Annotated in this window: 16 protein-coding genes; 10 read left to right on the forward strand and 6 right to left on the reverse strand. The window is 44.3% G+C overall.

The window, feature by feature from the left end:
* Window positions 1-53: 53 nt before the first annotated feature.
* Entirely contained in the window at window positions 54-1148 is a 1095-nt protein-coding gene (locus tag K6G33_RS00510; RefSeq protein ID WP_296775063.1) for a DUF3810 domain-containing protein, read from the reverse strand.
* Window positions 1149-1457: 309 nt separating this feature from the next.
* Here K6G33_RS00510 and K6G33_RS00515 point away from each other — a divergent pair, with 309 nt between their 5' ends.
* The 8 genes from K6G33_RS00515 (at window position 1458) to K6G33_RS00550 (ending at window position 10176) form a co-directional block, all read left to right on the forward strand.
* Window positions 1458-2600 carry a hypothetical protein gene (locus tag K6G33_RS00515; protein WP_296775066.1) on the forward strand — a complete coding sequence of 381 codons (1143 nt, stop codon included), beginning with the start codon at window positions 1458-1460 and terminating at the stop codon, window positions 2598-2600.
* A gap of 45 nt (window positions 2601-2645) precedes the next feature.
* On the forward strand, window positions 2646-3785 hold the full coding sequence (locus K6G33_RS00520; protein ID WP_296775069.1) for a hypothetical protein: 1140 nt from the start codon (window positions 2646-2648) through the stop codon (window positions 3783-3785).
* A gap of 45 nt (window positions 3786-3830) precedes the next feature.
* Window positions 3831-5021, forward strand: a complete 1191-nt coding sequence (locus K6G33_RS00525; RefSeq protein ID WP_296775071.1) for a hypothetical protein — start codon at window positions 3831-3833, stop codon at window positions 5019-5021.
* Window positions 5022-5119: 98 nt separating this feature from the next.
* Complete coding sequence (gene yabP / locus K6G33_RS00530) at window positions 5120-5398, forward strand: sporulation protein YabP (protein ID WP_296775073.1); 279 nt, start codon at window positions 5120-5122, stop codon at window positions 5396-5398.
* Window positions 5395-5940, forward strand: coding sequence for a spore cortex biosynthesis protein YabQ (gene yabQ / locus K6G33_RS00535; protein ID WP_296775076.1), 546 nt, complete (start codon window positions 5395-5397; stop codon window positions 5938-5940). The genes yabP and yabQ overlap by 4 nt, the downstream gene beginning before the upstream one ends.
* Window positions 5930-6232, forward strand: a complete 303-nt coding sequence (locus tag K6G33_RS00540; RefSeq protein WP_296775078.1) for a hypothetical protein — start codon at window positions 5930-5932, stop codon at window positions 6230-6232. Before yabQ ends, K6G33_RS00540 begins: the two co-directional genes overlap by 11 nt.
* Window positions 6233-6276: 44 nt before the next feature.
* The gene (locus tag K6G33_RS00545) at window positions 6277-6807 is read left to right on the forward strand and encodes a S1 RNA-binding domain-containing protein (RefSeq protein ID WP_296775081.1); all 531 of its coding nucleotides are present in this window, start codon (window positions 6277-6279) and stop codon (window positions 6805-6807) included.
* Window positions 6808-7320: 513 nt separating this feature from the next.
* The gene (locus tag K6G33_RS00550; RefSeq protein WP_296775083.1) at window positions 7321-10176 is read left to right on the forward strand and encodes an insulinase family protein; all 2856 of its coding nucleotides are present in this window, start codon (window positions 7321-7323) and stop codon (window positions 10174-10176) included.
* Window positions 10177-10221: 45 nt separating this feature from the next.
* Here K6G33_RS00550 and K6G33_RS00555 read toward each other — a convergent pair whose 3' ends face one another.
* From K6G33_RS00555 to K6G33_RS00575, 5 genes are read right to left on the reverse strand one after another with little or no spacing between them, the layout of a single operon-like run.
* Window positions 10222-10836, reverse strand: a complete 615-nt coding sequence (locus K6G33_RS00555) for a hypothetical protein (RefSeq protein WP_296775085.1) — start codon at window positions 10834-10836, stop codon at window positions 10222-10224.
* A 54-nt stretch (window positions 10837-10890) separates the two neighbouring features.
* Window positions 10891-12597, reverse strand: coding sequence for an NAD(P)H-hydrate dehydratase (locus K6G33_RS00560; protein WP_296775087.1), 1707 nt, complete (start codon window positions 12595-12597; stop codon window positions 10891-10893).
* Window positions 12598-12632: 35 nt separating this feature from the next.
* The gene (locus tag K6G33_RS00565; RefSeq protein WP_296775089.1) at window positions 12633-14360 is read right to left on the reverse strand and encodes a hypothetical protein; all 1728 of its coding nucleotides are present in this window, start codon (window positions 14358-14360) and stop codon (window positions 12633-12635) included.
* A gap of 24 nt (window positions 14361-14384) precedes the next feature.
* Window positions 14385-16115 carry a hypothetical protein gene (locus tag K6G33_RS00570; RefSeq protein WP_296775092.1) on the reverse strand — a complete coding sequence of 577 codons (1731 nt, stop codon included), beginning with the start codon at window positions 16113-16115 and terminating at the stop codon, window positions 14385-14387.
* Between the two features lie 11 nt (window positions 16116-16126).
* A complete protein-coding gene (locus K6G33_RS00575) occupies window positions 16127-16651 on the reverse strand; it encodes a hypothetical protein (RefSeq protein WP_296775095.1) in 525 nt (174 codons plus the stop codon).
* A gap of 558 nt (window positions 16652-17209) precedes the next feature.
* Here K6G33_RS00575 and pheS point away from each other — a divergent pair.
* Together pheS and K6G33_RS00585 are read left to right on the forward strand one after the other, a co-directional pair.
* Entirely contained in the window at window positions 17210-18238 is a 1029-nt protein-coding gene (gene pheS, locus K6G33_RS00580) for a phenylalanine--tRNA ligase subunit alpha (RefSeq protein ID WP_296775096.1), read from the forward strand.
* A 2-nt stretch (window positions 18239-18240) separates the two neighbouring features.
* Window positions 18241-18783 (forward strand): hypothetical protein, encoded by a 543-nt coding sequence (locus K6G33_RS00585; RefSeq protein WP_296775098.1) that lies wholly within the window; start codon window positions 18241-18243, stop codon window positions 18781-18783.
* Window positions 18784-18867 lie beyond the last annotated feature (84 nt).

The raw sequence follows: 18867 nt of genomic DNA on the forward strand, positions 1-18867 counted from the left end.
CTCAATATCTCACGTAATAATCCTGTATAAGCGCTTCGCTTAGCTGCCGTTTTTTACGGGAAATAATAATCCAGTATAAGATTTACCACCAGAGAATAGGACTTTATACCCTCTTCACGACCGTTTGCGCGGATATTCGTGTCGATGAAGGTAGTGGAGGCTTCACTTACAGTCTCGGTGGAGATTATCTCTTTGTCGGCATTGTCCTCCCAGTAGTTTTCAGGCATGAACCTGAACCAGTCATTGGTGACCTTTTCCGAAATATCGTCAGTGAGCTCATATGCGCCTTTGACATTATTATTGTAGACGGTATTATGTACGTATTCAAGAGCATCAAGATAGCCTGAATACTGAAACTCGATATTATCGCTGTGTGTGGCAGCAATGAACGAGATGAAGTTCGCCTCGTCCTCCTGCATGAAGCCTTTAAGATGTGAAAGCTCATGGCAGACTGTTGATGGGAGATTTGCCTTTACCATGTCGTTGTTGTAGTTAGCCTCGATAGTGTAGGGCAGGTATATGCCCGTAGTATGAGTCTGGCTCATAAAGTACGAGAAGCATATAGGCTTTGGCTTAGGGTAATATCCTTTAAGCTGCGGATATATCCCGGCAGTATTCTTCATAGCCTTGCGAGCTTCTTCCTTGAAGTCGCAGGTCAGCTCGAAGCAGTCGTGCTCATCCCGCGGCACCTGCTCTGCAAGCTCATTGCACTTGGCTATGAGAGCACCGTACAGCTTTGTTAGCTCCTCATCGTTATGTTCGTGGGCGTTGGGGAAGTACTTTTCCGCGAACGGCGTACACTGATACATGATGAAGCAGTTCATGGTCTCAGTGGTCGTGATGTAGCAGAGTATCCACAGCACAAGCGTACCCGCAAAAGCAGCAGTACTTTTGCGTTTGCCCTTGCGGAATATGAGAAGTATCAGGAACACGGGCAAACCGACTACCACAAGGATAACGGCAGCAAGTGTCAGCATCTCACCCAGCGAGAACGGGAACAGTCCTGTAATGAACGAGACTGCCGAGGAAATATACCTGAAAATGCGGCTTACATAGAAGTCTGCAAAAGAACGTGAAAAACGAGCTATGACATTCAGCAGCACCATTACAGCCATGATTATAAGAGGTACGGAATATCTTTTTTTCATATCATTTTTCTCCGATAATATGTTTTTATAAAGCTATTAATGTATAATGAATGTTTTTACATTCGTTATAGCATATAAGCAATGCGTTATGCTATAATCGCCCGATTGCAGGAAGCAGATCTCCGATCTGCGTATCTGCAAGGGCATTAAAATACACTATAATGAATGTTTTTACATTCATTATAGCATGAAAAAATAGATAAATCAACAGACATTATCTGGAAAGAATACCTTTTTAACAATAAATCATTGACTTTTTAAGCCCAATATGATATATTAAAATAATAAATTTTGATAAGGAGGCACAGTATGAAAAAGGTACTGGCAGGAATCATAGCAATTACAGCAGTTCTCTGCACATTTACCGGCTGCGGCAATATAGATGACCAAAAGGCCGGCGGAAGCGATGCTTCCGTAGAGACAACAGCAAATGATTCGGAAAATGACACAGAAACAAAAGAAGTTGATACCAAGGCTTCTGATGAGAAAAAAAACAATAGCAGCGACAGCTCCTATGAAGATTTGATCAATAAGTATATCGACACTATCAACTCGGGCGATTTGAGAAAAATATTCGAGATGCAGATGCCCGAGGGCGGTATTGATGTCATGAAACTCACTTTTATGATGCAGTCGGAGTTATCTGACGGTCAAGAAAAGGACATCGACAAGATGCTCGATGAGTATATAGAGAAGTCGGCAGGTTCTATACCTAAGATAAAGCTCAACAAGATCGTAAGCATCGAAGATCTTTCAGATGAGGACATTGATTCACTGAAAGAAGCTTGTTCGGCATACATGATGGTCTTGGATTACATAAAGGATAAAGGCGGCATAGATAAGATCGACGTTACAAAAATCGAAGATGACCTCGACGAACTTGACGCGAAGAAGTTCGCAGATTCGATAACTGTAGATGATGCCAAGCACGTAACTATTGAGGTCACTGAGGATGGAAAAGACGAGCCGACAGAGCAGGATTTCTATATCTATCGTATGAACGGCGGTGAATGGCGTATAGATACCGCAATGATGGGTTATGTTAAAAAGGCAAAGAAGTCATCGGCAAATTCAACTTCGAGCTCGATATATAAAGCTGCAAATACTGCACTTGTCGAAATGGACGAGGAAGGCGACCTCCCGAATGTGGACAGAGTTCTCGTTTGCTCTGACGACAGCAAGAATATAAATGTTCCTGCTGACTTTGATACAGCAAAGTTTAAAGAGAAGATGGAACATTATTTTTCAGATTCCGAAAAAACAGACTGGTTTGTCGTTCTGGATATGGGCTGCGCAAGCTATGTCGTATCATTGAAAAAAGATCTGTCACAGGTAGGTGTATATCCTCAGAATAAATTCCTTGATTCAAACCTTGAGCTTATTGACGATGACAGTATTTCAAAGAAAAGCTTCGATGAAGTATACGATATGTGCGCAGAATTGCTGAAATAAACAGCGTACATTCAATTAAAAATAATGATTATAGGGAGATATATAATGAAAAAGATATTAGCAGGTATCATTGCAATAACTACCGTTTTCTGCACATTCACAGGCTGCGGAAGTACAAATGACGAAAAGAAAAGCGAAAACAACTCTTCTATTGAAACTACAGCAGAGAGTAAAGAAGAATCTTCTGAAGAAGAAACCAAGAAAAATAGTGAAGAAGACAAAGAAAGCAAAACAGATGATAAGGTTTATGAAGATGTCATAAATAAGTACATTGATGCTGTCAATTCCAAAGACCTCGATAAGGTTTTTGAATTACAGATGCCTGACGGCTGTACGGATGTAGCCAAGTTCAGGCTGATGCAGGAGTATTCGGATCTGCTTAAAGATGTGGAGAGCGATAAACGGGTAGATGAATTAATGAAGAATATGACAGCCGTTATGCCTGCATTAAAACTGAATAAGGTAGTCTGTGTCGAAAATCCTGACGAAGATGAGCTGAATTCTCTTAAAAATACTCTCGCAAATCACTTTAAGATAGCTGATTATATCGAAAAACATGGCGGCATCAAAAATGTTGACATAGATAAATTTCAATACAGCGATCTTGACCAGAGCGACAATAGTGATTCCATTAAGATCAATGATGCTAAATTTGTAACTTTTGAAACCATTGAAGAAGGCAAAGACGAGCCATCAGAGGAGAAATTCTACATTTACCGTATAAACGGCGGCGAATGGCATATCGACAATTCACTCCTTGATCTTATAGCAGAATCATATGATGAATCTGAAAGCAATAATGCAAGATCACTTTATGCGGCAGCAAATACTGCTCTCATAGACTGTGATGATGAAAACGAAGGAGCACTTTATTCTGTAATGAACAAGGTACTCATATGCTCCGATGAAAGCAAGAATATCAATGTTCCCGATGGCTTGAACTATTCCGATTTCATAAAAAATCTGAATAACTATTTTGAAAATGTACCTGATTTTGATTGGTTTGTAGTTATTGACCAAATGAGCGTCAAGTATGCTGCTATTGTTAAAAAAGATCAGTCAAAGATAGCAATTTATCCTTATCTCGGTAAACTTAATGCAGAGCTCAAAACGGAAAAAGATGACAGTTTTGGCAGCAAGAGCTTCGATGAAGTATACGATATGTGCGCAGAATTGCTGAAATAACCAGCGTACATTCAATTAACAATAATGATTATCGGGAGATATATAGTGAAAAAGATATTAGCGGGTATTATTGCAATAACTACCGTTTTCTGCACATTCACAGGCTGCGGAAGTATAGATGACGAAAAGACAGACAGCAGCGAAACTTCTGTAGGATCAACGACTGAGAGCAAAGAAAATTCTGAGGAAACTACCGCAGCTGAAGAAAAAAATAATGATGAAAAAACATACGAAGATGTTGTGAACGAATACTTCAATGCAATGTATTCGGGCGACAGTAAAAAGCTTATGGAGCTTCAGGTACCTGATGGCTGCACTGATGTATTAAACTTGAAAAATATCTGCATTTACACAGAGGACAATGATGATATCGGCATCAATACGCCTGTAGAAGACTATGTTAAAGACATCATCAAGTATTATCCAAAGGGTAAGGTCTGCGATGTGTCAGTATATGATAGTGATGAATATGAAAAGGAATCATTGAAGGAATCTGTATCAGGTTATCTCATTCTTGAAGACTATATAAAAGAACATGGCGGAGTTGATAACGTTGATCCTGATGAAATTGCAGTATACTTAAACGAAAACAATACGGATGAAGCTATCAGTTCAGTAGAGTTTGATGATGTTAAACGTGTAGATGTAGAGTTTCTTGAAGACGGAGAGGATACACCATATTCAAAGGAATTTGTTATTTATCGTGTAAAGGGCGGTAACTGGCATATTTACGAAACATTTTATTCTTTTCTTAACTATAGTTTGATCATAGAAACATATTATCCTACATTTTTGGCGAAAAAATTCAATAAAGCAGCTAACTATTCTTTTGTTGAAATGATAGAAGAAATTGGCTCAGATCAGGACAAAAATGATTTTTTGCGTACAGAAAAGTATATGATCTGCTCTGACGACAGCAAGAATATTAATGTGCCTGCGAATTTTGATACTGCATATTTCAAGGAAAAGATAAACCATTTATTTTACTATTATATGAATGATTCTGCATATTTGAGCCGATACGATAAAAAACTCTCGGAATTTGACTGGTTTATTTTTTCAAGCAATGCCGAAGTGGCATATTCCGTTATTGTCCCGAAGGGTGAAACACAGATCATAACATACCCCTCTGATAAGATACTCACATCTGACCTTACTACAACCGACAGCGAAAATGTTAACTCAATGAGCTTCGACGAGATATATGATATCTGCGCAGACATTGCTAAAAGTTAAGTATGTACTTTCGGAAGCTCCCGTTTTTTCAGAAAGCTCAGACATATCATGACGTACCTCTGAATATACTTTAAGTATCAAATATCGGAGGTACAGCCATGCAGGACAAGACCGTAAAACAAAATCACAATCTTATTCTTGAAAACCGCAAGAGCCTGAGTATATCAGGCATAACCGACGTTGACAGCTTTGACGAAAAAGAGATAAGCCTGTATACTCAGCTGGGAGAACTCACCATACAGGGTCGGGAACTCCACATAGATGCCATGAGCGTCGAGACAGGCGATATGACCATAACAGGCGATATATGGGCGCTGATATACGGCGACAGGGACAAAAAAGGCCCTATATCTGCTCTCGGAAGGCTTTTCAGATGACGATCCCCGAGACTTTCTTCACAGTGAACGAAGAACTGCGGCTTTTCGAACTGTCATGCCTTTTCGGAGCTGCTGCGGGAGCTGTATATGACATCATACGGGCGTTCCGCCTGATACTTTCACACAACAAAGCTCTGACTGCTATAGAGGACATATTGTTCCTCACATTATGCGGAGTCGGGCTCGTAGCCTTCTCCGAGATATTTGCAAGGAGCGAGATGCGGCTGTATTTCGCCATCGGAAACGGATTGGGATTTGCACTGTATTTTGTAACAGTTGGCAGCGTTGTCATGAAGACCCTTCGCAAGCTATTCACTGCTGTTGGCAGAGCAATAAGCCTGATTTTTCGCCCTTTACGGATATTTTTTTGTATCATGCGCAGAAAAGTAATGGTTAAATTTGTAGGAATTCCCAAAAATGCAGTTAAACCTCTAAAAAAATCAAAAATGGGCTTGCGAAATATACAGTATCTGTTGTATAATAAAATGAAAAATAAAAAGAGAAAGAACGTGAAAAGCGTTGTCGAAAAAAATGAAGCATGAAAAGGAAAAGAAGAAGGGTCTGTTCAACCGCGGACTTGTCAAGCTTGCAGCAGTCGCAGTAATAATCGGCTGCGGTGTCCTTATTGCGGCAACACAGAAAGACTGCGCCGAGAAAGAGGAGCAGCTGAAGCTTATACAGACCAAAATAGACGCTTATGAGACAGATAATGCCGAGCTGCAGCGTGTCCTTGACAGTGACGATCTGAATGAGTATATGGAAAAAATAGCCCTCGAAGAAAGAGGCTATGCGTACTCTGACGAGCGCAGATTTTACGACACTACCAGAGATTAATCAGGTCCGAGGAGAGGATCTATAAAAAGGAGTTATAAATTAATATGCAGCTGGAAATTGGAAAGATCTACAATGGCAAGGTCAAGGGTATCACACAGTACGGTGCTTTCGTCGATATCGACGGCGGCGGTACAGGAATGGTGCATATTTCCGAGATCGCAAATACATATGTAAGTGATATCCGCGAGCATCTGTCAGAGGAGCAGGAAGTTAAGGTAAAGGTCATTGGTATAAATGAAGCAGGAAAGGTCAGCCTTTCTATCAAGAAGGCTTCCGAAAACGGTGACGCTCAGCCGCGTCAGCGCCGATTCGACAAGGGACAGGGTAAGTTCGACAAGGGCGACCGCAACGGCGATAAGGGCGGCGACAGAGGTGAGCGCAGCTTCGACAAGGGCGAAAGAGGCGGTGACCGCGGTCAGCGCAGCAAGCCTGTTATATGGGAGCCTAAAAAGCAGACACCTCCGTCAGAAATGACATTCGAGGATATGATGTCACGCTTCAAGCAGACCAGTGAGGAGCGTATGTGTGACCTCAAGCGCAGTACCGACAGGAAAAACGGCACAAGAAGAAAGTAAGTGTACAGCCGTCCGTAACAGCGGTACTTATATTGAAATTCTTACGTGAGCTGTTGAGAATAATTTCTTTTGAATGAGTTTTTCTCTGTATCCTTTCAAGACTGTTATTTAAAACCATAAATAAAAAGCCCCTTTGTATCAAAGTCGGTGCTCATACAGAAACTTTACATGGAATTATCGTGGAAAGCCCTTCTGAGGAAAGGTTTCCCTCAATATCTCACGTAAAAACTTCTGTATAAGCACCGTGCTTAAACTACAAAGGGGCTTCATCATAGAAAAATTCTTTGGAAAGCAGCACGGGATCACTCACCGCAGCGTGGGAAGATGTCCGAAGGACAGAGGGGTACTCCCCCACGATAATTCCGCGTAAAGTCGCTATATGAGTATCACACACAGGCTGCCGTTTATTGTTTGCATCGGTAAACATCTCTTGCATAAAATGTAAATAAATGTTATAATCAATATACTATGATAAAGTATCTGATAAAAGATCATTATTCACAGGAGGAATTTATGAAAATAAACGATATTATCCACGGTTTCAGAATAAACAGGATCGTTCCTGCTCCAAACTGCGGTTCGGAACTCATCGAAATGCAGCACGAAAAAACAGGCGCACGTCTTGTATGGCTGAAAAACAGCGAGGAGAACAAGCTCTTCTCCGTCGCTTTCAGGACTCCGCCTACAGACCACACAGGCATATTCCATATCCTCGAACACTCTGTTCTCGGCGGCTCCAAGAAATATCCCGTAAAAGAGCCTTTCCTTGAACTTATGAAGGGTACCATGAACACTTTTCTCAACGCCATGACCTACCCCGATAAAACTGTTTTCCCCGTTTCCAGCCGCAATGATACGGACTTCATGAACCTTACAAGGGTTTATCTCGATGCCGTTTTTGACCCTGCTATATACTATAATCCCAATATCTTCTATCAGGAAGGCTGGCACATCGAAATGCGCGAATGTTCGGATACTCCTGTATACAAGGGCGTTGTTTTAAACGAGATGAAGGGCGCTCTTGCATCAGTTTCGAGCCGCATGGAATCGGAAATGATGAACGTTCTTTTCCCTGAGAGCTGCTACCGCTTCGAGTCAGGCGGAAAGCCCGAAAATATCCCTGACCTTACCTATGAGCAGTTCATTGCAGGTCATAAAAAATACTACCACCCGTCAAATTCATATTTCTATATCGACGGACCTGTGGATATTGTGCCCCTCCTCGAACTCATAGACAGCGAGTACCTCTCACGCTACGAAAAATGCAAGCCCTCTACTGAGATAACTCTACAGGAGACGATCGCTCCTGCCGTCAGAAAATGCTTCTACGAAATATCTGCCGACGAAGAAGAAGCCGGTCATACCTATCTCGTTCTCGGCAAAGTCCTCGGAAGCTGGAAAGACCGCGAAAAGGTCATCGCTGCAAATATCCTCTCCGAAGCTATGACAGGCTCGAATGACGCTCCGCTGAAACGCGCTGTCATGGACACAGGTCTCTGCCTCGATACTTCCCTTGAAGTCAGCGACGGCATAGCTCAGCCGTTCGGCTGCCTTTTCCTCAATAATACAGACCCCGAAAACTGCGATAAGCTCAAAGAAGCTGTTAATGCTGCTGTCACCGAGATATGCAGCAATGGCATCGACTCAGAACTCCTCACCGCTGCAATCAACCGCACAGAGTTCCGCTATCGCGCAGGCGGCGAGCCGAGAGGTCTTACACGAAATATAAACGCCCTCAACGCATGGCTGTACGACGGCGATCCTCTCTGCTACCTCGAACAGGGCGATATCTTTGACAGTCTCCGCAATAAGCTGGGAACAGGCTACTTTGAGGATATACTCCGCGAGTGGCTCCTGGACAATAATGGTCTGGCTGAGCTGTATCTCCTCCCCTCACGCACCTACGGCGAAGAACAGAAAAAAGCCGAAGCACTCAGACTTTCAGGTATTGTTGACAAACTTTCCTGCGAGGAAAAAGCTGTTCTTACAGAACTAAATAAAAAGCTCGACGAATGGCAGCAGTCAACGGATACTCCCGAACAGCTGGCTACTATGCCTCATCTCGCTCTCTCGGAAGTCGGCGAAAAGCCTATAAGCTACGAGACAAAAGAAACAAAAGCCGGAAATATCACTGTGCTCCGCCACCCTGCTTCCGATAAGGGTATAGCTTCCGTGAACCTCTACTTCTCACTGGCTGACTGCACCGAAGACGAGCTTTTCGCAGCCTCCGCAATGGCTGAACTTTTCGGCTCGCTCCCGACATCAAAGAGCTCCGCTGCTGATATCCAGCGCAGAACTACAGGGCTTCTCGGCAACATAGTATACACTGTCGATTCAATGGCTAAAAAAGGCTGCTCGGATAAATGCATGGTGTACTTCTCGGTGTGCACACGCTTCCTCGAAAAGAACACCGACGAGGCTCTCGCTCTAATTGCCGAGATCCTCACAGATACCAGATTCGATGACGAAAAAACTATCCTTGAAATACTCAAGCAGACCGACGAAAACTTCAAGCAGGATATCCTCGGAAGCGGTCATATGTATTCAATGGCTCGTGTCCGCGCTTCTCTTTCGGCTGAATCCTCTGTTTACGAACTCGTTAACGGCTATGAAGGTTACAAGCGCCTCCACGAAGCTGTAAAGGCTCCTGCCGAGCTTATCGACCGTATAAGATCACTCAGTAAACGCATAATATGCTCATCAAGACTTACTGCAAGCATTACAGGCAGCGAGGAAACTTCACTTGACGCTCTCATCAGCGTACTCCCCGAAGGTACTCCTGCTGACTGCGAGGAAACAAGCTTCAGACTAAATATCCCTGAAAAACAGGGTATCATCATTCCTTCGGGAGTTGCCTACTCGGCTATGGCTTTCCCCGATGATTCGGCTGATATAGCGGTGCGCAACGTGCTTTTCCGCACTCTTTCCCTTGAATACCTCTGGAACGAGGTAAGAGTTAAGGGCGGTGCTTACGGCACGGGCGCTGTCCTTACAAGATCAGGTGAGCAGACATTCTTCTCCTACCGCGATCCTTCACCTGCGGCAACTGTTGACACATACAGAAAAGCCTTTGAATTCACTAAGGAGTACTGCGGCAGCTCGCCCGATATAACCCAGTATATCATCAGTTCTATCGCTAAGGACGAACCTCTCATGTCAGACGGCAACAAGAGCAGACGTGCTGACGGTTTATGGTTCAGAGGCTGGAGCTATGAAGAACGCTGCGATATCAAGAAGCGTATGCTCGGCGTTACTGCCGATCAGCTTCTCGAAGCTGCACAGAAGCTCAGAGAATGCGGAAATATCTGCGTATTCGGCTCCGAAGCAGCAATGGAAGGCCTTGACCTGACAATAGACACTCTTGCATAAAACAAAAAGCCCGAAAACAGCTTTTTCGCTGCTTTCGGGCTTTTTTTATTCTGCCGAAGTTGTTACCGTTGTGGTAACACACTGCTCCGTCGTTACCGCTTCCGTAACTATTTCGGAAGTCGTCTGTTCTGCGGAGATCTCTGCCGCCTTCATATCAGAAAACTTCATGGTCAGCTTATTGTTCGGCATCTCAAAGCCGCTTAGCCAGCCGTTTTCATCAACGGTCATTATATAGTCTCCGCCGTCAAGACTTCCGCTGATTTTAAGAAGTCCGCCGCTTTCCTCGCCATTGAGCTCATCGAGCTTCGCGTTGTCATCAACAGCTTTCATAAGATTGAGCATCATGGCTTTCACGGGCAGAGCCGACTGCGGCACCGAAAAGCTCAGTCCCTTATACGAGGCTGTCACGCTTCCCTCGGAAAATTCAAGCTTTACGCCGCTGAGCGTGTTTGGTGCGCTGAATTCGATCTCCCACACTCCTTCTCCGTAACGCATGATATTGCCCTTGGCTTCAAGACGGTCAACGGTAATGTCCGCAGCCGCCGAAAAGGCTGTGTTAAGTCCGTTTTTGCGCGAGCTCCTGCTGACATTCGGGACTGTACACGCCGTAAGACAGAACATGATCGTAACAGCTGCAACGAATGTAAAAACTTTTTTCATAATACCAGCTCCAATCATAGTATCGGAAAATAAATTTTCACATCCTGCCACCGCTCAGACGGTCATATTGCGCTTCTTTTCCTTTAGGATTCCGAATGCTTCAGGAAGATGACTGATTATGTCACGAGGCAGCATCGCTTCCATACCGAGCTTCATCGCTGCCCTGTCCCCTGCAAGTCCGTGCATATACACTCCTGCACAAGCTCCGTCAAAAATACCGCAGCCCTGTGCAGCAGCCGAACCGATCATACCTGCCAGCACATCACCGCTTCCGCCCACGCTCATTCCTGCATTTCCTGTGTGGTTTGCAGCTGTACTGTGACTGTCTGCGATGACCGTGCCGCCGCCTTTTAGAACGACCGTTACATCGTACTTCTCCGCATATTTCTCCGCAGCAAGTATCCTGTTCGACGATATCACCTGAGTTTCGCAGTTGATAAGCCTTGCCATTTCACCCACATGGGGAGTAATGATGACATCCGTCTGCTTCTTCGTTAAAATATCTATGTCCCTTGCTATGCAGTTTATTCCATCTGCGTCTATAATTACAGGACATTTTGCATTCTGTGTGACAAATTTCGTCAGTTCAATGGTATCGGGAGTCACTCCCATACCGCAGCCTATGACCACTGCCGTTGCACGTTTCATAGCCGTCCCGATGAGCTCAGTGCTGGTATCGTACAGCATGAAGCCGTAATCATCACATTCAAGTTCAAGATAAGTTGCTTCGGGAACAAGTGTGGATATAGTATCTATGCACTTTTCCACGGAAGCTACACGCACGATGCCTGCACCGCTCCTGAGTGCGCCCAGAGCCGCAAAGGCTGCTGCTCCGCGCATGGAAGAGCTTCCTGCGATAACGAGCACCTCACCGAAATTGCCCTTATGTGCATCACTTTCGCGCTTGGGGGGATAAGCCGAAAGGAAACTGCGGTCAATACGGAAATACTTTCGGTCGCCTTCAAGTACGCTCAGCGCTTTCTTCGGGATACCTATATCCGCTACTATAACTCTACCGCAGAACTTTTTAAGGGGGAACTGCGTCATTCCCGATTTTATAAAGCCAAAGGTCAGAGTCTCGTCCGCCTTGAAAATACCTGCTGCCGCTGTTCCTGTAGAGCTGTTTCCGCCGCTGGGGACATCGACCGCTATGCGGTAAGCTCCCGAGCCGATGCTGAATATACCCATCGTGTCCTTGTCGAGCTGTCCGTGGAAGCCTGTTCCGAATACACCGTCAACAAGCACCTGCGCACCGACTACAGCCCCCTTTATAAGTCCCATTCTTCGCTTCTCGGCATTGAGTATGTCATCAAGCGGATTGCGGGTATGGATCTCCTCATCGGGATCAATGGTTCTGGGCTGTATGGTCATATAATCCAGCTCTGCCGCTTCGATAGCAGCCTCAACATTGCCGCTGCGAAAACCCTCTATGAAGGTTATACGCTCCCTTGGCAGCCTGCTGAGCATCTCCTGCGCAAGAGGCGTTCTCGGAAGTCCGCCGATGTGTATGATCGTGATGTTGTAGCCTTTGTATACAAGTATGTCCGCAGCCGCAAAACAGTCACCACCGTTATTGCCCGTACCTGCAAGGAATACCACTGAGCAGTCCTCGGGCCGCAGCTTCGCCTCGCTGCGGCAGTAACCTTCGATAAGCTCCGAAAGCCTCTTTCCCGCGTTCTCCATAAGCTCCCGCTTTGATACTCCCAGCTTCTCAGAGCGTTCCTCTATACGCCCCATTTGCTTTGGTGTAACTATCTGCATTTAAAATACCTCCTATCGCGCATAATATGCGTTATTTATTTTCTTTCGTAAACATTTCCCGTCTGATCGTCTATCCACTTCAGCTGCGGATATTCGTCAAGAAGGTCTTCTCTGATATATATACTGTCTGTGTAGTCATCTTCGTCAAGTTTAAAGAAGTTCAGCATTTCTTTTCTCGCAACGGGAAGATACTTCACGCCCTCCAGCATCTCTTCACCATATACCTCATCTATAGGGCAGTAGCCTATTATGAAATCAGGCAGTCCTTTTTCACGCCAGCTTGCAAACACTGCTTCAACGTCCTCTTTGTACTTGTAGTGCATATACAGATCATCAGGACAGTCAACATTGAAGTTGATAAAGATGTTTTTGTCGAAATACGGCTGGATCATAGCTGCATCTCCCTGCACGTAAGTATAGTGCTGCTTTATTTCCCTGTGTTTGGAAGGGAGTTCAAGCTGCTGGAACATATACTTGTATTTATCTTCATCTTTTTCCTTTGTATCTACTTCCAATGCCTGCCATGCAGCAAGTATCTTCCTGTCCTCAAGGTGATTGTCCTTTATAAACTTTGCAGCCCATGTGAAGCCGCACTGCTTCTTTATATCATGAAATGAAGCAACACCACTGTAAACTATAGGCATTACCGCAAGAAATACTCCCAGTCCGACAGCAGCCTTTTTTATCAGTGCAGAATCTATACCTGCCCATATCTTCTTCATATATTCAGGAAACTCGATTTTTCCGTTTTCATCAAGCATAACCCAGAATATGAATATGTGCAGAAGTGCGCCTATACCAAGATGATATGCCGACATATACTTGAATACCATGAACAATGACATTAACAAATACGGCACGATGAACGTGAGAAGTTTCCTGTTTTTTGCTGTTATGGAGATAAGTGCTATCCACATTGCTATACCTATCGGCAGCTCCACATAAAATATCGCTGAGTATTCCTTCAATCCCGAAAGTCCTATCATAGTACCGCTCCAGCTCTCAAACGGGAATATAGATATCAGCTTGTAGCTTGTCAGGTTCAGCAATGTTATATCATTGTCCGAAGTAGGATAGTAGCAGTCCTCCGCAGGTATTATCATCAGTATGAGAACAACTGCGACGGCAAGTATCAGGCAGAGAGAATAGAATCTCCTGTCCTTCCAGAAAAGGTGCATCTTCTTGTTCCTGATGAGCTCCGCGATTATCTCGATAGTCCATGCTATACACAGTCCGCCTGCTATCATTATGCCGAATGCCGTCGACAGGCAAAGCAGTATAAGCGAAAGAACATACTTTAACGAGTGAGTATTGCGCTCTTTGTAGGTCATCGCCATAAGGAAGAATGCGATCATCGTTATCGAGTACGGGCGACTGTATATCCCGTAATGGAAAAAGAAAAAATACGTAAACGGCAGCAGATACTTCACAGGCTTCGGGAACGGTGCCTTGAATATGAGCAGTGCCATTGCCACCGTACAGAAGGTTATATTTATAGCCTTCAGCGTGATATCCACAGGTGCGCCGTTCTTCGCAAAGACCGAGAGTATAAGATGCCAGAGCGGCGGGTGTCCCTCATAATGCGGTACTACCGTAAACATATCCTTATACGACGCGCTTTTTGCTATCTGCCACGCCTGCGTCTCGTCGAACCAAAGCTCGTGGAAACAGCTGACGAATATCAGTCCCAAAGCATATACGGCAAGTACCGCAAGACCAGTCCAAAATCCTTTTTTATCATTTTTGCCTATCATAATACGCATCTACACTCCTATCATATTTTCCAATCATTTTCTTTCAAAAATGTTACCACTCTGATCGTCTATCCACTTCAGCTGCGGATACTCTTTGAACAGGTCTTCACGTAAATATAAACGCTCATAATATGTGTTGATATCAAGCTTATAAAACAAATTGTATTCCAACAGATACACCGGCAGATACTTTACACCGTCCAGTGTTTCTTCGTCATACACCTCATCTATAGGACAATAGTCTACTATGAGATCAGGCAGTCCCTTTTCACGCCAGCTTTCAAATACTGCGTCAGCGTCCTCTTTATACTTGTAGTGCATATAAAGATCATCAGGACAGTCAACATTGAAATTCATAAAAATGTTTCTGTCAAAGTATGGCAGGATCATCACAGGATCTCCCATAAGGTATGTCCTGTTTTCCAATACTCTACCATGTTTTGAAGGCATTTCAAGTACCTTGAACATATTGTCCGAAGCCAAACCGCTGTCAGCAGATTCATCATATGTGACATTCCATTTTGCCATTATCTTCCTGTCTTCAAGATGATTCTCCTTGATTATTTCGGCAAACCTGCTTATGCCGCACTCGCCCTTTATATCCATGTATGAAGCTCCGATACTGTATACTACAGGCATGATGCAGACAATTATCCCGATACCGCAGACAGCTTTGCGTATCAGCGGCGAATCAATGCTGTTTTTCATTTTCACAAAAATAGCAGGGAGCTGTATGCCTCCCTCCTGCTCTGCAATTATCCAGAATATGAATACATGAAACAATGAGCTTATACCGATATGATGTGCCGACATATAGTGGAATGACATAAAAGCCGTCATAATTATATACGGCACCAAAAATGTCATCAGCTTTCTGTTTTTCTTCGTCAGCAATATCAACGCAAGCCATAAAACAGTTCCGATAATAAGCTCGGCTGCAAGTACAGGTATATATTCCTTATCGCCGTCAAGACCGATCATAATGCCGCTCCAGCTCTCAAAAGGAAGTATCAGGAGCGTTTTGTAATGATCGGTATTCGTAAGCACCTCGCCGAGTGATCCTTTGTTTTCAATGCCGCCGTAATAGCAGTCCTCCGCAGGCGTTATCATCAGTATAAGCACTACAGCTATAACAAGTATCAGGCAGAGAGTATAAAATCTCCTGTCCTTCCAGAAAAGTTGCATCTCCTTGTTCCTGATGAGCTCCGCGATTATCTCGATAGTCCACGCTATACACAGTCCGCCTGCTATCATGATGCCGAACGCTGTAGTCATGCAGAACAGTATCATCGAAAGGATATATCTCAGCGGCTTGGTATTGCGTTCCTTGCAGGTCATCGCCATGAGGCAGAATGCGATCATGGTGATGGAGTACGGACGATTGTATATCCCGTAATGGAAAAAGAAAAAATACGTAAACGGCAGCAGATACTTCACAGGCTTCGGGAACGGTGCCTTGAATATGAGCAGCGCCATTGCCAACGTACAGAAGGTTATATTTACAGCCTTTAGCGTGATATCCACAGGTGCGCCGTTCTTCGCAAAGACCGAGAGTATAAGATGCCAGAGCGGCGAGTGTCCCTCATAATGCGGTACTACCGTAAACATATCCTTATACGATGCGCTTTTTGCTATCTGCCACGCCTGTGTCTCGTCGAACCAAAGCTCGTGAAAGCTGCTCACGAATATCAGTCCGACCGTGTAAAGTAAAAGAACAGCCATTCCTACAATGACTTCCCTTTTGCGAATCTCATCCCCCCCCATTCCGAAACTCCTTAAAGCTCCTTAGCTCTTAACCTTGCAGGAAGGAACTTGGTTATGTTCTCCAGCATTCTCTCATCAGGAGAAAACACAAGTCTCGCAGAGCCAACTGTCTCATCGTTGAAATCAGCATAATACTCGTGTGAAGCTATATTATCCGTCGCAAATATCACAGTCATATCCTCTGTCTCTTCAAGATCATCGCTGTACTTACCGAAAGCGGTGAACTGCCTTACATTGGTCGAGATCATCTCGCGGCGCTTCTTCTTTGCGATTATCTTGTCAACGTCAAGCTCTCCGTTGGTAAATGCGTACTCGTACTCAACATAGGTGTTCTGCACTATATTGAACGTTCCATAGCCCGATATCACCGCAAGCACAAGCCCTAACAGTGCCACCAGCGGATTTCTCAGCTGAAGCAGCGCAAGTACTGCGAGCGCAGCAGAGAATAGTATGCCTACCACTATCATCAGTACACGGCGCGTCTTATCGGACGAGGTCTCATTCTTTTTTACAAGCTGTTCAGCAAAATTATCCATTTTTTAACTCCATTTCATTTCTTATATTATAATTGTAATACTATAATATCACATTTTCCGTCAGATTGCAACAAAACCATTCAATTTTTTAATCGGCTTCATCTTTTTTTCACAAGTGTTATCTCTGATGAGACTTTTTTTCAAAAAGCACTTGATTTTTTTTATTTCTGCGTATATAATTAGTTTATAACCCGTTGACTGAGAGAGTAAGTTTGTGACAGTTTCCGCAGAGAGGAGCGAAAAGGTGCGAGCGCTCCGTAACTATGCATACCGAAGTTCACTCACGAGGGGCGGAGCGGAAGCGCCTGCCGAAAGGTTCGCGTTGTAGGCTGACGACGTAGGTCTGCGTTAAAGACAAGAGAGTGTCGGCTCTCCTGACCAAAGGTGGTATAAAAGCAAGGTTTAAGTCTTGTCCTTTAGGGCAGGACTTTTTTATTTAGTCACGACACATAATATTTGCAGCGGCTGATGCCCACATCAGCCCGTCCTTATGAACAACACCAACGGAGCGATGTGGGCATCGCCCCCCTACACACAAAATCATTCTGAGGTGAAACAATGAAAGAACAGCTTGAAAAAATCGAAGCGCTGGCTAAGCAGGAGCTCGAATCCTGCACCGAGATCAAGGCGCTGGACGACCTGAGGATAAAATTCCTCGGAAAAAAAGGTGAGCTCACCGCTATCTTAAAACAGATGGGTAAGCTCTCCGCAGAAGAAAGGCCTGTTATCGGTCAGCTCGCTAACAAGGTAAGAGCTGATATCGAAGAAGCTCTCGGCAGCAAGCTCGCTTCACTTAAAGCAAACGCTCAGGCTGCTAAGCTGGCAGAGGAAAAGATCGACATCACTCTCCCCGGTAAACACGCTCCATTCGGCAAGCTCCACCCACTTACAAAGGTAGAGAACGAGATCAGAGAAATATTCATCGGCATGGGCTTCAATATCGCTGACGGCCCCGAGATTGACGACGATTACCATGTATTCGAGGCTCTTAATCTCCCACCGGATCACCCTGCAAGAGATACTCAGGATACTTTCTATATCGAGGGCACTAACGAGACAGTCCTCCTCCGTACACAGACCTCTTCAGTACAGGTTCACGTTATGGAAAACCAGAAGCCACCTATCCGTATCATCTCTCCCGGTCGTGTTTTCCGTTCGGACGCTGTTGATGCTACTCACTCCCCTCTCTTCCACCAGATAGAGGGTCTCGTAGTTGACAAGGGCATCACAATGAGCGACCTCAAGGGCACTCTCGAAATGCTCATGAAGAAGCTCTATGGCAACGACTGCAAGCTCCGTTTCCGTCCTCACCACTTCCCCTTCACCGAGCCAAGCTGCGAAGTTGATATAAGCTGCTTCAACTGCGGCGGAAAGGGCTGCTCAATGTGTAAGGACGAGGGCTATATCGAGCTTCTCGGCGCAGGCATGGTTCACCCGAAGGTCCTTGAAAACTGCGGTATCGACCCTGAGGAGTATTCAGGCTTCGCATTCGGTCTCGGACTTGAAAGAATGGTAATGGGACGTTACGATATCAACGACCTCCGTCTCCTCTATGAAAACGATGTTCGCTTCTTAGAACAGTTCTGAGCATGGAACGCTACAGACAGGCACTTAAAAAAAGCTATTTGCCTCATATCATACTTATCCCTGTTATCGTTCTTGTAATAATATACTGCATAATAAAGCTCACATCTGTGGGAATGGATCTTGAAACGCTGTATGCCGAATGCTTGATATGGGTACTGCTTCTGTCAGTTGCTTTTCTCACATGGCTCAATATATTTCTGTACAGCAAAAGACTAAAAAAGCTGAAAGAGGTGCTTCCCCATATCGAAGACCTGCTTGAAAACTGTACGATATCATTTTATGACACGCATTTCTTTCTCAGCGAATTCTTCGTTACATTTGAGATACCTATAGCTGTCAGGTATGATGATATCGTTATTATTCGTCCGAAACAGGTTAAAAGAATACAAAACCACGAATTAACTGATTTTTCTTATATAAAGCTCGAATTACAAAGCGGAAAAAAGCTGACAATAAGAAAATTTGCCAAAAAGAATATATTCGGCAGCAAAAAAAGTTCAATGAAGAAAACAGGAAAGTATTCAATGAGACTGCAAAGCAGTTGAAAGAGCTCTGTCCTCATGCTAAATTCATCGAATATTGAATACACGAAAAGTATGATGATATTTCAAATAAATCGAAAGGAAAAA

It is taken from the genome of Ruminococcus sp. (genome assembly GCF_024691275.1).
Taxonomy (GTDB): Bacteria; Bacillota; Clostridia; order Oscillospirales; family Ruminococcaceae; genus Ruminococcus.

Bases quoted from the DNA above. Each gene is read 5' to 3' on its own strand.
- K6G33_RS00565 (WP_296775089.1), bottom strand. From the start codon at position 14,360: ATGCGTATTATGATAGGCAAAAATGATAAAAAAGGATTTTGGACTGGT.
- K6G33_RS00575 (WP_296775095.1), bottom strand. From the start codon at position 16,651: ATGGATAATTTTGCTGAACAGCTTGTAAAAAAGAATGAGACCTCGTCC.
- K6G33_RS00550 (WP_296775083.1), top strand. From the start codon at position 7,321: ATGAAAATAAACGATATTATCCACGGTTTCAGAATAAACAGGATCGTT.
- pheS (WP_296775096.1), top strand. From the start codon at position 17,210: ATGAAAGAACAGCTTGAAAAAATCGAAGCGCTGGCTAAGCAGGAGCTC.
- K6G33_RS00570 (WP_296775092.1), bottom strand. From the start codon at position 16,115: ATGGGGGGGGATGAGATTCGCAAAAGGGAAGTCATTGTAGGAATGGCT.
- K6G33_RS00540 (WP_296775078.1), top strand. From the start codon at position 5,930: ATGAAGCATGAAAAGGAAAAGAAGAAGGGTCTGTTCAACCGCGGACTT.
- yabQ (WP_296775076.1), top strand. From the start codon at position 5,395: ATGACGATCCCCGAGACTTTCTTCACAGTGAACGAAGAACTGCGGCTT.
- K6G33_RS00555 (WP_296775085.1), bottom strand. From the start codon at position 10,836: ATGAAAAAAGTTTTTACATTCGTTGCAGCTGTTACGATCATGTTCTGT.
- K6G33_RS00520 (WP_296775069.1), top strand. From the start codon at position 2,646: ATGAAAAAGATATTAGCAGGTATCATTGCAATAACTACCGTTTTCTGC.
- K6G33_RS00515 (WP_296775066.1), top strand. From the start codon at position 1,458: ATGAAAAAGGTACTGGCAGGAATCATAGCAATTACAGCAGTTCTCTGC.
- K6G33_RS00585 (WP_296775098.1), top strand. From the start codon at position 18,241: ATGGAACGCTACAGACAGGCACTTAAAAAAAGCTATTTGCCTCATATC.
- K6G33_RS00510 (WP_296775063.1), bottom strand. From the start codon at position 1,148: ATGAAAAAAAGATATTCCGTACCTCTTATAATCATGGCTGTAATGGTG.
- yabP (WP_296775073.1), top strand. From the start codon at position 5,120: ATGCAGGACAAGACCGTAAAACAAAATCACAATCTTATTCTTGAAAAC.
- K6G33_RS00560 (WP_296775087.1), bottom strand. From the start codon at position 12,597: ATGCAGATAGTTACACCAAAGCAAATGGGGCGTATAGAGGAACGCTCT.
- K6G33_RS00545 (WP_296775081.1), top strand. From the start codon at position 6,277: ATGCAGCTGGAAATTGGAAAGATCTACAATGGCAAGGTCAAGGGTATC.